Consider the following 16,285-nt stretch of genomic DNA (forward strand, 5'->3'; position numbering starts at 1 on the left):
AGAGTGCACCACGTGCCCAGCGCCAGTGACAAGACCGTCTATCGCACCAAGGGCAATTCGGTCAACATCTCGCTAGGCGACCTCTTCCCGGCAACGGATGCGGCCGATAGGGACGCGGTGGCGCTGGAGAGCTTTACCGCGGGATCGCAAGGGGCCAGCATCTATCAGAGCGGTAACTTTCTCATCTACGAGCCGACTAACGATAATAATGACGCTTTCGACTACACGGTCACGGATAATCGCGGCGGCGCGCGGACCAAGAGGGTCACGATCAACGTGCTCGCCGCTTCAATCGGCATCGTCACGATCACCAACGGCGCTGCCGGCAACATAACCCTCACATCTAGCGGCATTCCGGACTACAAGTATGTCATCCAGCGTTCGCCAGACCTCGGCGCCTGGTCAGACGTGGTAACAAACACCGCCGCTTCCAATGGCTTGATCCAATACGGCGAGCTGCCGCTCTGGAACCCGACGTTTTACCGCATCCGCACCGAATGACCCTTCAATCTAAAACCCGCAATTGAGTTTTGCCCTAAACACGGATGGCGACAAAGCAGCCGCGTTGTGAGGCACGAATTGCTGTCACATTTCACAGCCGTCCAATTCGAATTTAGAAGTAGCTCGAACGTCCCGCGCAGCCCCGCCACACGGCATGGACTGACGACATCGGACGCGGGTTGACCTTCGGGATTGACGTTACCCGAGGAGCGGGGACTGCGAGAACCAGCCAATTTTCAACTTTTTTATCTGGCCTCGCCCACTCTGGTGGCTCAAACTGCCGTTTGGTTTTCAGCATTGTTCCGTTGATACAGATGCAATTATGAAGAACGACATCTCCCGGCGTGAGTTTATCAAGCGCAGCTCGGTTGCGGGCGGCACCGCTGTTTTGGCCGCGGGCACGGCAGGGTCATTGCTCGCCCAGGCGGGGGGCACGGACGCTTCAACCCCGGCAGCTCTGGGCGGCGCCAAAGCCCACGCCAAGCAATGGCCGGCGTGGCCGGCGTGGGACCCAGCCGGCGATGCAAAGGTGACCAAGGTGCTGCACGGCAGCACGTGGCACCGGGGGAAGTTGGTGAAGGAATTCGAGGAGAAATGGGCGGCCCTGATGGGCTCGAAGCATTGCCTGGCGGTCGTGAACGGGACCAACGCCCTCAGCGCGTCGTTCATGGTGATGGACCTGAACCCCGGCGACGAAGTGATCTGCGCCCCTTACACATTCAGCGCCAGCATGCTGGGCGTGCTTTACAAGAGCGCGATGCCGGTCTGGGCGGATATCGATCCTCTCACCTACCAGATGGACCCGGCCAAGGTGGAGGCCAAAATCACGCCGCGAACCAAAGCACTCCTCCCGGTGCACATCTGCGGTTACGCGAGCGACATGCCGCGGCTTATGGAGATTGCGCGCAAGCACAACCTCAAAGTCGTCGAGGATGTATGCCAGGCGCACATGGGCAACATTAATGGCAAGAACCTCGGCACCTTCGGCACGACCGGCTGCTTCAGCTTCCAGACCTCGAAAGTGATGCCCATCGGCGAGGGCGGCGCGATTATCACCGATGACTCCGAGCTATACGACAAGCTCTACTCCTACCATAACTACGGTTACAAAACCAATATCACCCCGGGCTCCTACGACAACATCGCCGCATTCAGGCTGGGCAACAAGATCCGCATGGCCGAATACCAGGCGGCAATCGGCCTTTGCCAACTGCCAAAGCTGGAGGAACAAATCCGCGTCCGCACCGAGAACGCGGCTTACCTGACGCCGAAACTGGCCGCCATTCCCGGAATCACGCCGGTCAAGACTTACCCGGGGGTGACCCGGCTGTCGTATTACATGTATCCGTTCATCTACGACGCCGCCAAATTCGACGGCTTGTCACGGGCGGATTTCGTGAAAGCGCTGTCGGCGGAAGGCGTGCCAGCCAGCCCCGGATATCCGAAATATCCGATCTACACACAGGAATTCATCCACGAGATGTTCAAGACGGAGATTTACAGGAAGTTCTACACCAGCGAGCAACTGGACTGGGAAGCTTACAAACAACGCAACCATTGCCCGGGCCTGATGCAGACCTTCGATACCTCCGTGTGGCTCAGCACCACGGGCATGTTCCTGGGAACCAAAGCTGACATGGACGACGTGGTCCGCGCCATCGAGAAGATCCAGAAGAACGCTTCGAAATTGAAGAAGACATAGGCGGCGTCGTTTACCGCCAAAGCGTGCAAGAGCACAGGTGCACGGGGCGTAAAAAGCGGGGGCGGGTGTAATGGGGGGGCCTGCGCCAGACTACCTCAGGTCAGCTTCCAAGCTACGGTTGGGCGACCCGCAGGCGCAGAAACCGCTTCGGAACGGCGGCCGTGTCTCTCACCGTCACCAGGGCGACGTCGCCCGCCCCGCTCTCCGTCACGTTGGTCGCCAGGCCCCATGACCCGTTGAAGTTCACGGCCACCGGTTGCCACGACCCCGTGTTCGTGAGCGAGTCTGTCCCTTCCACGACGATCGTGGTATCGTAGGCTTTCTTGTTCCGGCCAAACTGAATCCCAAACTGATTGTTGGTCATCCCGCAGGTCACTCGGGCCTGGTGATCACTGTTGGTCGGGCTGCCGCCTGTGGCGTACTTCAGCAGATTCGGGTAGCCGTCTCCCGCCGCGCAGTCCGTGTGGTTCGTCAACCCGTTGGTCACCGCCTCGATCCATTTCCAATAACCGGTCGGCAACTGATACTCGTAGGCACCCATGTCCACCGTGCCAAACTTGATTCGCGGGTTGCCCGCCAGGTCAACCAGAGTCGCAAGGACAGAGTTGTCCCCCCGGTTGATGCAAGGCGAAGCGGGCATCAGTTTGCACAGGCCCAGCATGACCCCCTCAAACTGAGGGTCCGAAGCGATGTTCCCGATTCCCGGGGCCGCCGGCGTGGTGCAGGAATAGGTGAAGGTGGAACCGCTATGGTTGTCATCGTTCCTCATCCAGTTGTTGTAATACACGATGCAATTTTGCAGTGTGTCCTGGAAGGACCCCCCTCCGGTTACGGAGGCGTTGTTTAAGACAAGAGTGCAGTTCCTGAGGGTGCTATAGCACGACCCGCCGCCCTCCGGAGCGCCGTTCAACATGAAAAAGCAGTTTTCGGCGGTGCCACCAGCAATCCCCCCTCCCCACCTGCCTGCGGTATTGCTGTAGAAGACGCAATCATCGCACGACCCCATGGAACAGCCTCCGCCGTCTCCGTCACTGGAGTTGCCTCTTACTAGACACCTCTCCAAGTCAACGAGGTAGGCACCGCCACCCGACAACAGTGCGTTGTTGCTCTCCAAGGTGCAATCGGTCAACCAAGAACCGCAGGCACCTCCACCACATTGCGCCTGGCAGGAAATCACTTTGCATCCACGCAAATCGCCGCCACAACATCCACCTCCATTTGTTGCTGTGCACTTTGTGATCACGCAGTTGGTCAATACCGCGTTCCAGTTGTACTTCGCGTAAACACCGCCTCCCCTATTGTCAGGGTATGCCGCTGTGGATGGAGTTGCCCCGTTGGTCAGCATGAAGCCCGACAGTGTTCCGCTGGACATGTACACGCAGCGCAGCGGGGCGCTGCCAGTCGCGCCCTGGATGCGCGTCACCTCCGGACCGTTCACGCTCTTCACAAGGATTTTCCGCGTGATCACCAAGCGGTTTGAACTCGTCCCTTCCGGCGTGACGCGGCTTCCAGTCGCGTAAACACCGTCACCGACCAGCACCGTGTCCCCGTCCGCCGTAGCGTCCACTGCGGCCTGGATCGTCCTCTTGGCCGTAGCCCAGCTCGTGCCGTCCGCGCCGTCGTTTCCCGCGGTCTTGACGTACCAGGTCGCCGCCTGGATATCCGCCCCCAGCAGCAGGACTGCCGCACAATAACCTCTCAATTGATTGCTCATGGTCATTTTAACTCACTGGATGCTGTTGGCAGTAATTTGAAAGCAATAGTGACCAAGGCCTCATGGCCTGGAGTCGCAGCGCCTTCGGCCCCGCGCCCGTGCTGCCTTTCGTACGGCAAGCTCCGCCCGGATGAGTTCAAATTCTACGTATGCCCATCGTTTCTGGCACAACTGAGACTGCAGGATGCATGCCAGCCAGTGAAGTGCAAAAGCGGCTTAATCCACCCATAGGTTGTTGAATCGCCCGTGCCGACTGGGTAGCTTGCTGACCCATGGTCACGAATCTAGTTGCCTCGCTGGCGTCCGCCGCCACACTCCTTCTGTCAGTCCTGACCGCCGTCTCCCATGAGCCGGTCGCCAGGGTCCGCACACCGGTGCGCATTCCGAACATCCTCAACTTCCTTACCCTTAAGTGCGACTTTCACACCCATACGGTTTTCTCCGATGGCTACGTCTGGCCGACCATTCGCGTGGAGGAGGCCTGGAGAAATGGTCTGGATGCCATCGCTATCACCGACCACATCGAGTATCAGCCGTACAAGGGGGACATCACCACCAACCACAACCGTTCATTCGAAGTCGCTTCGCCCGCGGGCAAGAGCCTGGATGTCCTGGTGATCAAGGGGTCCGAGATCACGCGCGACATGCCTCCGGGCCATCTGAACGCGGTGTTCCTGCGGGATGCGAACGCGCTGGCGGTCAGGAATTGGAGAGATGCGCTCGCGGCGGCCCACAGCCAGGACGCCTTTATTTTCTGGAACCACCCGGGCTGGAAACCGCAGGCGCCGGGCGGCAAGGCGGTTTGGTATCCCGAGCACACGGAGTTGCTGCAAAAAGGGATGCTGCACGGCGTCGAGGTGGCCAATGGCGACGAGTACTACCCGGAGGCGCATCGCTGGGCCGTCGAGCACAACCTTGCCATGGTCAGCAACACCGACATCCATAACCCAATCGGCCTGGACTACCCTCACGATGGCGATTTTCGGACCACCACGTTTGTCTTCGCGCGCGAGCGCACCGCCGCAAGCATCAAGGAAGCGCTGCAGGCACGCCGCACCGCCGTTTACTTCCAGGACAAGATCATCGGGACCGAACAGTACCTGCGACCGCTCTGCGAGCAGTCCCTCGCGGTTCTAAACCCGCGCATCGCCGGCTCAGCCCGGGAGCGCCAGTATGTGCAGCTTCAGAATCTCTCTGACGTGAACCTCAAGCTCAGGTCTGCTGGCGGCCAGGAAGGTCTTCAGCTTCCCGAGCGGACAGTTGTCCCCGCGGGCAAAATCGTCCTCATGCAGATTCGGGGGGACGCAAAGAAGAAGGGAGAGATCGCGGTGCCGTTCAAGGTCGAGAATTATCTCCCCGCCCCCGACACCCCGCTGGAGATTCAGCTAAAGCTGCAGGTGGAGTGACCGCACAATTAGCGCCGCTCCCGACACACTCAGATCCCGCCCCCTGCCGCCAGAAACCGTTCCGATGAGCAGGCATTACTCCCCAGCCGTTCGACCTGGGGCCCGCTTTGCTGCCGCTCCTCTTGCTCCTTGGCAAGCTCCAGAACAAGGGTCAATACAGCTGTTGCTTCTTCGGTCGTTCGTGCCAGAATCCCGCCCGTGATTATCTGGGATGTTCACTGTCATTTGTCGGGCGTTCCCGGCGATAGTCCCAAGGCGCGAACGGACCAGTTGCTGCGCTACGCTGACCGCGTGGGGATCGAGAGAATCTGCGTCTTCATGGGGATGAAATGGTCTTACGACCCAGACCCGGCGGATATGCGACGCCAAAATGACGAGGTCATCGAGGCGGTACAACACCGGCCTGACCGGGTCTTTGGTTTCGTTTACTTGAACCCCACTCACCTGGAGGCCAGCCTTGCGGAGATGGAGCGATGCGTGAAGGACGGCCCGCTGGTGGGGCTGAAATTATGGGTTGCCAGGCGGTGCAACGATTCCGCGCTCGATCCGATTGCCAAGCGGGCGGCGGAACTTGAAGCCCCGTTTCTCCAGCATGCATACCTGAAGGCCGGCGGCAGCGAGAACCTGCCGGGCGAATCCACTCCGGACGACCTGGCGCAGCTCGCACGGCGACATCCCCAGACGGCATTCATCTGTGCGCATGTCGGGGCTGAGTGGGAAACGGGCATACGAACGCTGCGGGGTTGTCGCAATGTGAGTGTGGATATTTCGGGCTCGGACCCCACTGCGGGTTTGACGGAGATGGTCGTGGAGGAACTCGGAGCGGAGCGGGTCCTGTTTGGGAGCGACGCCGGCGGGCGCAGCTACGCCTCGCAACTGGGGAAGGTATTCGGAGCCGACTTGCCGAATAGGACGAAACAACTTGTGCTGGCCGGAAACATGAAGAGAATGCTCTCTCCAATTCTGAAACGGAAAGGAGTGCGGGTATGAAGGAGGAATCCGGTGTGAATCGCCGCACTTTTATCAGATCATGCGGCGTTGCGGGGCTCTGCCTGACCGGGGCGGGGATGCCCCTGCCGATCGAGGCTGCCGCGAGCGGTAAAGCGGAAGGGTTGGTGGATGTAAACGTCACCCTCATGCGATGGCCGATGAGGCGCCTGCGGCTGGATGATCCTGAGAAACTGGCGCAGGCGCTTCGGAAGAAAGGTGTCACCGAAGCGTGGGCATGCACGTTTGAAGCGCTGCTGGAGCGCGACCTTGCAGGGGCGAATGAACGACTTGGTCGTGTCTGCAAGTCAGTTGGCGGCGGCCTGTTTGTTCCATTCGGGGCTGTGAACCCGGCCCAGCCGTGGTGGCGAGAGGATCTGCAAAGATGCCAGGAGAAGCATGGGATGGTGGGCATCCGGCTATACCCCGGCTATCATGGGTACACTCTGGAGGATGGGAACTGCACGGAGTTGCTTCGCGCATGCGCAAGCCGCAACCTGATCGTGCAGATTGTGGCGACGGTGGAAGATGTGCGTGTTCAGCACCCGCGGATGAAGGCGGCCCCTGTGAATCTGAAGCCGTTATTGGGCCTTTTGAAGTCCGAGCCGGCGTTGAAACTGGTGCTCTTGAACTGGAATCGCTCACTCAGCGCAAAGCTCGCGGCTGCCCTGGTTTCGAGCGGCCGGGTATGGCTTGATATCGCTACGCAGGAAACTGTGGGCGGCGTCGAGAGCCTTCTTCAGCAGGTGCCTGCCCACGCGGTCGTGTTCGGATCGCACTCCCCTTATTATTACTTTGAATCGGCGTTGCTAAAGCTCAGGGAGTCCGAGATTAAGCCAGAGGACCTGGCGCGCATCAGGCGGCTGAACGCGGCGTCTATTCGAATTTGATCGCCGGTTTGGCACTGTGCATAGCTCGATGTTCTTTAAGAAGATTTGCCTGGCCCTTGTCTGCGCATTCGTGCTGACAACGTTCCCCGGCCTGACGGCACCCGACCCGCGCCCCGAGCCCGCAGGGGGCGTCCTCGGTTCTGCGGAACCCGCGACACTCGACGTCAACTCGGCTGGCCTGGCACCGGAAATGGCGGCGGCCGGGAAGACGAGGCAGCTTGTCTAATTGCTACTGGGTCAGTCCAACATGTTCGGGCGCGGAACGGTGGAGCCGGAGGATCGCACACCCCACCCCCGAGTCCTGATTGCAGCCCGTTCACTTTGAGGTGGCCCCCAAGAGCTCGATCCCCGGGTAAGGCGGACTCTTTTGGATCTGCTGCAGATGAGCGGGAGTGAACGCATGAGAGCCAAATGCCAATTCCGGTTCTGCTGCGCATGAGCCTTCGACGGGTTTCCGCTGGTTAGGATACAAACCAGCAACTAAATCCGCGCGGCGACCGAGCGCCTGCGTGACACATGGCGGGACGGAGCCGACGCCAGTCCTGTGGACAGCATGCCTTTCTGATCTCGTCCATGGGACACGGTTGAACGATGACGCTCGCCGTTATTGCGAAACTCGGGCAAGTTTCTGACCCTGTGATGAAAAGCTTGCGCAAACACCTTGTCCTGCCCCTGCTTTGGCTGTGGCCCTTGGCCTGCGTGAATGCCGCAGAAACGCCGCTGCGCTCGCTGCGCGTGGACCTGCCAGGGCAGGAGCAAAACCTCATCCGAACCTCCTGGCCGGGGATCGTTTGCTGGTTCCTGACCGCTACGGACTTCGCGCAAGACGGGTTCAAACAGTTTGTGGACCTCCACGAAACGCACTCAGGCTATGCACTGCTCACCACCAGCATCCGCCACAATGTCGAGGTGACCCAGCCGGCTGTCCATGACCAGATAGAGCGCGCGGCGGAGTATGCGTGTGCCCACGGAATGCAGGTCGTAATGGACCTGGATGTGCGCCTGGCACGACAGGCGTTCATGCAGAGGCATCCGAATGAAATGCAGGAGATCGTCCGGTTGCGGGAGCTGACGCTTCGACCGGAGGCCGATGCCTCGATCGAGATCCCCGCCATCACACTGGCGGATCACTACACTTCGACTCAGCGGGGCGTGCGCCCGTACGAAACGCTCGCGGCGCGATTGTTGCGAGCCTATTCTTACGTGTCGGGCCCGCGCGGCATTGAGCCCGACACCGTCCAGGACATCACCCGCCGTTGCCGAATCACCCGGTCGGACACCGACGGCTTGGAGGTAACCATCCGCGGCCACGCGACCGACCAGATACGCGCCGCTTGTGTGCTTGCCGCCTTCACCTTGTTTACGCCGGACGTCTTTGCGCCGCATCTGATCGCCTTCGAACGCGGCATCCTCCGGCAATATGCCGACGCGCCCCTGGCCGGCGCGTGCAAGGATGAATGGGGATTCCCCGGGCGGTTCAATCCCCGCCTCGATGACTTCTGGTTCTCCACCGCCATGGCCCGGGAATACAAGCGGCGGCGACCGGGGCGCGACCTCGCGCGTGACCTGCTGCTCATGTTCAAACCGCACGCCGGCCTCGTCCCCGAACGGGCCGCAGCCATCAACCACTACATGGAAATGAGTTGGCAGCGCAACGCCCAGGTTGAAACCGCCTTCTATAAGTCCATCAAGCAGGTCTTCGGCCCGCACGCCATGGTGGCGACGCATCCCACCTGGTTTCCTGACCCGGCGACAAAAGAGGAGGTGTTTAAGAATGGTCTTCATTGGTGGGCCGCCCGGCGTGACCTTGCGCAAACCGATGAAACCACCCCCTTCTGTGCGCGCACCGCCCTGGCCAAAAAGTGGCACAGCCCGATTTGGGTCAACATGTATTACGACGGCAAACTGGACTCTTATCGCGAAGACCTCTGGCGTCATGCACTCGGCGGGGGCCGGATCAATTTCCACCCCGTTTGGCCACCCTCAGCCGACTCGCCCACCAATCGCCTCACAACCTCCATGCTCGGAGATCGCTTGCTGGCCGCCGACTGCCGGGTGCGCCTGTTGAATTTCATTTCCACGGCGCCGATTGACTGTCCGGTGGCGGTGGTGTTTGGTCATCCGGCGGCGCTGAACTGGGCCGGGCCGGGACTGGCCGATGTAGGAATGTCCGTGGCTGATGCGCTCTGGGCGGCGGGTTATTATGCCGACTTGATTCCCAGCAGTGAAATTGCGGCGGGGCATCTCAAGCTCGCCGAAGACGGGGCCCTCCAGTATGGACCGCAGCGCTATGCCGCCATGGTGCTTTACCAACCTGAGTTCGAACGTCCGGCGGTGGCCAGGTTCTTCCGCCAGGCTGCCGCTGCCGGCCGTACCGCCCTATTCCGCGTAGGCGACTGGACGCTGGACTTTGAAGGCAAACCCTTCGCTGCCGCAGCGGAATTGCCACCACAGATGAAGACGCTCCCCGCGGCCGAAGCGGCGCAGGAGTCCATTGCCGCGGTGCGGTCGAAAGGTCTGACGCCGCAAACCACCTGCACCCCGCGCCGACTGCAATTTACCGGCTCCATGATGCCCAAGCCCAGCGGCGAGTGCCATTTGCTGGACGGCACCGTAATCCTGGCATCAGGCGAGCAAGATGTCATGGGCGACCCCATCCGGAAGACGATGCTGCTCAGCGGCCGGCATTTGACTTTCGACGCCATCGGCATTGCCGCCGCCCGGCATGACCGCTCGGGCCGGCTTGAAGCCTTGGCGGCGGGCGGCCTGAAGAAGTTCGAGTCACCCGACCTGACGCTGGAGCTGCCCGAGCGCGCGGATCTGGCCTTGTGGCGGAATTCTCAGGGCCAGTGGCAGGGAGTTTTGCAGGGTTACACGGGCCCGTTGCCCGCCCGGTTAACACAACTGACCACGAACTGGACGCGCCTTCGCGTCCCCGCACCTATGGACCGGTAACCACGCTGGCGTTTGCTTGCGGCTGGCTGGAGTATGGCTTGTTAGTGCGGTCTGGCTACGGTGTGTATCCCATGGGGAGCGCTCCCCATGGGATACACACCGGGGCACCACCGTGCCGTCACCGTAAACTCAAGCCAGCGGTGCCAGGGTCAGAGGGGGCTGGAGAAGGCAGGCAGTCAGCGTCACTGTCCAAAATATGGACAGTGCGCGGGTTAGAGATTGGGATCCCATCCGGTCCTGGCTGGGGAGAAATGATAACAACGTATTCCCTGTGCCTCGGCCATCCGGCCTATGCAGGTGAAAACCTGACATTCTCAATGGCTACCCCCGTCACGATCTACTCGGCCGCCTCGGCCTGCAATTGCACAGGCCCCAGCATACCCGAGGGAATCAGCGGCGCATCCTTGGTGAAGTACTTGGTCGTCGAAAAAGTCAGTCGTCGAGGCTCTGGTCGCGGCTGGTTCTTGAGCACCCAGTCCGGCCAGGCTGGGATTTTGCCCGTGCGCCAACTCCCGTCCGGCGTGCAATCGTCGGGGTATTGTTCATCGCCGATCATGCGGTTGGGCCAGAGGTTGGTCACACGAACCTCCAGCTTGTTGGCTCCGGGCCGTAGCGCCCCGCGCACGTTCACTTGGAACGGCGGTTTCCACAGCACACCCAGAGCCTTGCCGTTAAGGGTTACTTCGGCGATCTCCCGTACGTCACCCAGGTTGATGTATATGGCCAGGCGCGAATCGCGGAGCGCGGCTTGGTCCACAGTAAAGGACTTTCGGTAAACGGCGGTGCCGGAGTAGAATTTGATGCCCTCCTCGCTGCGCTTGGTCCAATCCTCCAGCATTTGGAAGGAGGCCTTCTCCGGGCCGCCCCACTTCGGGTCGAACGCGACTTCCCAGGGTCCCGAAATCTCCATCACCTGCTTGAACGCAGGGAAGTTCTTTCGTCCCCGCGTTCCGGCTTGAGCATTCGAACTACCCTCTTGCGTCTTGCGGAATACCACGAACATGGAGCCGGCCGGGTCGAAGCGCAGCGGCACGATCGTGCGGACTCCTTCCTGGCGGTATTCGGGCAGCGCGCGAATGGTCCCGTCGGCCGGGTCCCATAATTCGGGGATCATTCCTGTTGCGCGGAAGGCGCATTGGGCCTCCACGGCTCGGTATTGCGCGTTGGCGATGAAGTAAACCTCGGCGTCATTGATGCGGCGGTGGATCCAGTTTATGCCGTCGGTGGGCATCTGTTTTTGCTGCGCCAGGCCGGGTCCTTTGCCTTCGGCCCCGACCGATTGTGCCGGGCGGTTTGGGCCAAAGCTCGGCGGAATGGCCGCGGCGGGATCGTAGGGTTGACTCAGCGTGAAGCTGAAATCCTCGGCTCCGGCCAGGTCCTTGAGCGCCTGCTCGAGAGGCCGGCCCCAGATGACGCGGCCGGCACCCAGCGCGTGTTGCTGGACTGCCTTGCCGTCGCAGTCGCCCCAAAGTTCGGCGGCCATTTCTTTCACTTGAGTGTCGCAGGCGGGGTAGTTCACCAGGCTCGGCGAGCGGCGGGGCGGAGGTCCGACCACGACGGCGCCGGCCTTGACCAGGTCGCGCACCTTGGCCAGCAACTCCGGCGTCATGGCCTCGTAATTGGGCAGTTGCATCACCCGGTAGCTCATCCCCGAGGGCAACACCAGCCGCCCGTTCTTCACGCTCAGGCCCTCGATGGTGAGCTTGTCCGAGATGTAATCGTAGTTGTAACCCGCCGGAGCGGCGTCGTATTGGGCGGGCAACGTTTCCATCATTGGGCTGCCGCCGTAATTCTCCCCGTCGGGCAGGAGCCGGCAGAAGTCGGCAACAAAACGGCCCTGCTGCAAGAGGTTCTGGCAGCGGGCCAGGTAATCCATGTAAGCTTTGCCCGGTTTCCACCAGGTCTGCGTCCGGTCCACGTGGAAGCCGTAGGGGCCGAAGGTCATGCCCGGCCACTTGTCCACCCAGGGGTTGAGCACGGTGCGGTGGAAGATGAAGCGGTTGACGCCCTGGCAGAGCGCCCAGTCGGTCATGTTCTTGACGGAATAAGGGTGCTCCGTGAAGGGGTCGTTTTCCCCGCTAGAGGTCAGACTCTCGGCGCCCAGGAACGGTTTGCCCAGCCCGTGAACCACCGAGGAGACGATCCGGGCGGAATTGAGGTGCCAGGCGTTCCATCGCATGATCCAGAACTCGGCCATCGGCATGTCAGCCTCCGCGCCATAGGTCAGGGGATTGATGCCGCGGGAGCTGGGGCCATAGGCCTCGATCGAGAGTTTGAGGCCGCGGGCGTTGGCGAGCTTGCGCAAGGCGCCGGCGTAGTTCGCATCGAGCAACTCGGATTGCGTGCGTTTGGCGTCGCGCAGAAACCGCGCGGTTTGCTCCGCATCGCCGAGCCCCGGCCCGCCGGCCAGGGTGATCAGCCAGGGGATAATGTCGTAACCGCGGCGCTGCTTGAACTCCTCGGCCATGCGCGGAGTCCAGTCCTGCCAATGGACCTCCCAACTGTCTATATGCGTGTAGGTCAGCACCTTGCCGGCGGCCGGGCCGACGTCGTCCGCCAGCATGCCGATCAGCCCTGCGAAGTGGCGCTTGATGGCCTCGGCGCTGAACTTGTCGCACTCCAGCCCCTTGCCGGCCTCCGGCGCGGGACGGTTTTCTACTCCGGTCGAGACATGCCCGATGCGCATGACGATCCACTCGCCGGCCGGGGCGTCCCAGGTAAGCTTGCCGCTCGCGTCCATCTTGGCGCTCAGGTCAAGGATCGTGTCCGGAGCGATGGCGGCGCCTTTCGGGATGGCCGGGTAGGCCAGCACCTTGAGGTCGCGATAGTATTTTGCCGCGGCCAGGGCGGCCGGGCTTAGGCTGGCGGGCGCGGGTGCGGGCGCGGGGGGTCTCTTGGCCTTCTTCCGCGCCTTGGCGGACTTCGCGGCCGGTTGCTTCTTGCCCTCGGCAGGCGCGACCTTCGCCGGTTCCGCGCCTGCTAATTTGGGCTGAGGCAGCCTCCCTTCGAAACGGGCCGGTCCCTTGACCGTCGTGCTGCTCCCGACAACTTTTTGCATGGAATACTCCGGGGTGTTCCACGGTCCCCCGCTGCCGCACCAGCCGGCGTCGTTGTTCATGTTGACCTCGATCCCCAGGCGCCCCGCCTCAGCGACGGCGAACTTAAACAACTCCCGCCACTCCGGGCTGCCGAAGGGATACGGCCCGTTTGGAGCCATGCTTCTGGGGTTGGCGACCTCCATGATCAGCACCCCCTTGATGCCCGATTGTGCCAGCGCCTCCAGGTCCGCCGTGATTCCCGCTTTGGTGATGTTGCCGTTGATCCAGAACCAGTAGGTCCACGGGGCGGCCTCTGGCGGCGGACTACGGAAACTATCCTCCAGTTTGTCCGCGTACGCCGGCGCAACCAGCAACGCGAACCATAGCAGCAACACATCCACGCTTGCCATCCAGGTTCTCTTCATCTCAGTGCCCTTCGAAAGTAATGACGTCATAAGTTCGATCTGCGCCGACATAGTAGACGAGGAGCGAAAGCCCGCAATAGTCAGTTTCCAACTTCAACTGCGCATGCGGCAGCTTCCTGGTCCGCGCCCTTACATCAGCTTGTCGCCATCAGGGATCGCCGGCGCCCGTCACGCTCACATTGTCAATGCACGAACTGTAGTCGCCTCCGGTCCGGGCGCCCACAAATGCCAGCGTGTGGCTGCCGGCCTCCGTGCAATTGTACGTCGCCGTGAACGACTGCCACTCGCTTTGGCTCTGGCTAGCGTGGCTCACCGTCAAAATTGCGCCGCCGTCCATCTGCACCTGAATCGTATTGGGGCCATAACTGCCGGCCCGGCCTACGCACGCGAACGTGACCGCGTAGCTGCCGGTGGCGGAGAAGTGCAGCAGCTGCGCAAAGCTCGAGAGCGCGCCGTTGGCCCCCTGGATGAACGCCGCCTGGCTCCCGTTCGGGGCCGCGGGCGCGTACCATGTGCCGCTGTTATGGTCTATCCCCGCGCTCGTCCCCAAAACCCAGCCGAACCCCGTCGCCCCGTTGAAGTTATAGGTGTTGGCGGCTCCGCTGGTGTTCTGGTAAGCCCAGCTGGCCACGAGCGGCGTCTCGAAACTCCCGTTGCGCACCAGCGTGGCCGGGCCTACGGTCAGCAGCGCATCGGCGCTGAGGGTTGAGCCCAGCGCGTTGGAGACGATCACCGAGTAGGGACCGGCATCGGCCGGCTGGACGTTGGCGCGAGTGTAGCTGGAGCCGCTCGCCTCGGCGAGGTTGGTGCCGTGGAACAACCACTGGTAGTAAAGGGGCGCGGAACCCTTGGCCGCCACGGTGAACGTGGCGCTGTCGCCCGGGCTGACGGTCAGGCTCTGGGGCTGAATGGTAATGGTAGGCGGCGTGGCGGAGACGTTGAGATTCGTGACGAACAACAGCGCGCTCAAAACCGCGCGCGGGCTGCCGTCGCGCAGCGTGTTGACCACCTCGAAGCCGCCGCTGTCAGTCCGCAAGACCGCGGTCACGCTACCGCCGCCGTCCTGCTGGTAGAGGTATCGCAGGTCGTAGGCCTTGGCCAGAGCGTTGCATTCCGTGTAGGTGAGCCCGTTGTATCCGTGATTGATGTCGGCGGTGATGAGGCAGTAGGTGCCATCGGCCGTCATGCCGAACAGCGACCTCGAATAGTGCATCGTGTTGTAGCCGTCGTTGGCGCGCGTCGTCTGCTCAACCCCGTTGACGATGTGGTCGGAATGGTAACCGCTGGCCGCCTCGACGGCGTTCATCGCCGCGTTGCCGAATTTCTGCTCCACGCGGACCCGCATGCCGAGAGTCAGCGCCGCGATGAGGGCCGGATCCGATGTGTCAATGCCGAAATTGCCAGCCTCGATGGCCACACTGGACAACGGCCCCACCGCCACGTTCGTAACCGTTCCGATGCCGAAGAATGAGTTTCTGCCGGCGATGCCATTCGCATAGGCATAGCCTGAGGAGTTTGACAGGTACACCAGATCACCCTCCACTACGAACAGCGTGTTGGCGGTGTTAAATGAGGTGGGAACCCAGGAGGAAGACGAGTTCGTAGCGTGGAGAGACGCCCACACCGCCGTCTTGCCGGGGGACGGCGAGGAGTTAATGTTTGCGACGGCGTACTCCGTGAGGACTTCCTCGTTGGTCCCCAGGAGGCTCAGCACGTAGCTGCCCGCCCCGCCGCTACTGGTCACGAGACCATTCGCCGAACCGTCGTTCTTGAATCCTACGACCTGTGTCGCGTTTCCGGTCAGGCTTACCGTGAAGCGATTGCCGTAGTCCGCAACGAGCGGATAATACGGCTGCGGCTGGACGTAGGCGGAGCCATCGATTAGACCGTTCCCGAACTTCGCAAAGTACTGGTCGGCATTGATGCCGCCGACGACGATCCAACCCGGGTGATGGGCCTCATAATCCTGGGCGATCGCGGAAACCGCCGCCCGCACATAGTCCTTACCGTTCGACGAAATCGCCCAGGTCACGAGCTTCGAACTGGCGCCATCCGTCTTCATCTTGAAGACGCACACCTGCTGCGTGTACGTGGTGCCGGAGGTAACGGTCGTCCCAGACACCTTCTCCAGTTCCATGCCGCCGCGGTGCGTCATTGTCGCCTCGTACGGCTTCCATACGCTTGCGCCCGTGCCGTCGGAGTACGTCATATCGGACGCTTCGACCCTCACGAACAGGGCATCCGCATCGCCAATTTCGATGTTGAACGATTTGCCATTTGCTGCGTCACCCAAAGTGGCCCGCACAGCCGACAGCGGCTTGAAACCGCCCGAGAGCGAGTCTGCGGCGAGCACCGTATAGTAGGCGTCCGCCTGCATGTTATTCACCCTGACCGACAGCGTCCCGCCGTTGAATTGTATCGGGCCGATTTTGGGCTGCGGAGGACCGGCCATCGTGGGCAAAAGCGCGATGAAAAGGCAAACGACGGCGACGCTGCAGAGCAACGGAAACTCTGAATGTGTTCTCATAATGTCACTGAATGCGGTTTCACGAACGTCTGCCCGGCGGCCGCACACGCATGATCAGTCGCACCCGGCGCTACGCGCAAGTGCTTTTTGGGACCAAGTCAATCCGCCGAAAACGGCTCTAGCGTTCCATAACAAGCCCC

10 protein-coding genes are annotated in these 16,285 nt (G+C 61.6%); 7 read left to right on the top strand and 3 right to left on the bottom strand.

The window, feature by feature from the left end; translation table 11 throughout:
• Window positions 1–501: hypothetical protein (locus P5205_19320; protein HSA12515.1), on the top strand; the 501-nt coding region annotated here is incomplete at its 5' end.
• A gap of 322 nt (window positions 502–823) precedes the next feature.
• Window positions 824–2,203, top strand: a complete 1,380-nt coding sequence (locus P5205_19325; GenBank protein ID HSA12516.1) for a DegT/DnrJ/EryC1/StrS family aminotransferase — start codon at window positions 824–826, stop codon at window positions 2,201–2,203.
• A gap of 112 nt (window positions 2,204–2,315) precedes the next feature.
• Here the strand turns inward: P5205_19325 and P5205_19330 are convergent, their stop codons facing one another.
• A complete protein-coding gene (locus P5205_19330) occupies window positions 2,316–3,917 on the bottom strand; it encodes a choice-of-anchor Q domain-containing protein (GenBank protein ID HSA12517.1) in 1,602 nt (533 codons plus the stop codon).
• 272 nt (window positions 3,918–4,189) lie between these two features.
• Between P5205_19330 and P5205_19335 the strand changes: the two genes are divergently transcribed.
• From P5205_19335 to P5205_19355, 5 genes are all read left to right on the top strand, one after another.
• Window positions 4,190–5,323, top strand: a complete 1,134-nt coding sequence (locus P5205_19335; GenBank protein ID HSA12518.1) for an Sb-PDE family phosphodiesterase — start codon at window positions 4,190–4,192, stop codon at window positions 5,321–5,323.
• Between the two features lie 198 nt (window positions 5,324–5,521).
• Window positions 5,522–6,313 carry an amidohydrolase family protein gene (locus P5205_19340; protein ID HSA12519.1) on the top strand — a complete coding sequence of 264 codons (792 nt, stop codon included), beginning with the start codon at window positions 5,522–5,524 and terminating at the stop codon, window positions 6,311–6,313.
• Window positions 6,310–7,200, top strand: a complete 891-nt coding sequence (locus P5205_19345; GenBank protein ID HSA12520.1) for an amidohydrolase family protein — start codon at window positions 6,310–6,312, stop codon at window positions 7,198–7,200. Before P5205_19340 ends, P5205_19345 begins: the two co-directional genes overlap by 4 nt.
• A gap of 16 nt (window positions 7,201–7,216) precedes the next feature.
• Complete coding sequence (locus P5205_19350) at window positions 7,217–7,426, top strand: hypothetical protein (protein HSA12521.1); 210 nt, start codon at window positions 7,217–7,219, stop codon at window positions 7,424–7,426.
• A gap of 413 nt (window positions 7,427–7,839) precedes the next feature.
• On the top strand, window positions 7,840–10,155 hold the full coding sequence (locus tag P5205_19355; protein ID HSA12522.1) for a hypothetical protein: 2,316 nt from the start codon (window positions 7,840–7,842) through the stop codon (window positions 10,153–10,155).
• A gap of 337 nt (window positions 10,156–10,492) precedes the next feature.
• On the opposite strand, the gene P5205_19360 is transcribed toward P5205_19355, so the two are convergent.
• Window positions 10,493–13,648 (bottom strand): glycosyl hydrolase, encoded by a 3,156-nt coding sequence (locus tag P5205_19360; protein HSA12523.1) that lies wholly within the window; start codon window positions 13,646–13,648, stop codon window positions 10,493–10,495.
• A 118-nt stretch (window positions 13,649–13,766) separates the two neighbouring features.
• Window positions 13,767–16,145: an immunoglobulin domain-containing protein gene (locus P5205_19365; GenBank protein ID HSA12524.1), complete on the bottom strand. Its 2,379-nt coding sequence runs from the start codon at window positions 16,143–16,145 to the stop codon at window positions 13,767–13,769.
• Window positions 16,146–16,285: the final 140 nt, after the last annotated feature.

Source organism: Candidatus Paceibacterota bacterium (assembly GCA_035452965.1).
GTDB lineage: Bacteria > Verrucomicrobiota > Verrucomicrobiia > Limisphaerales > UBA8199 > UBA8199.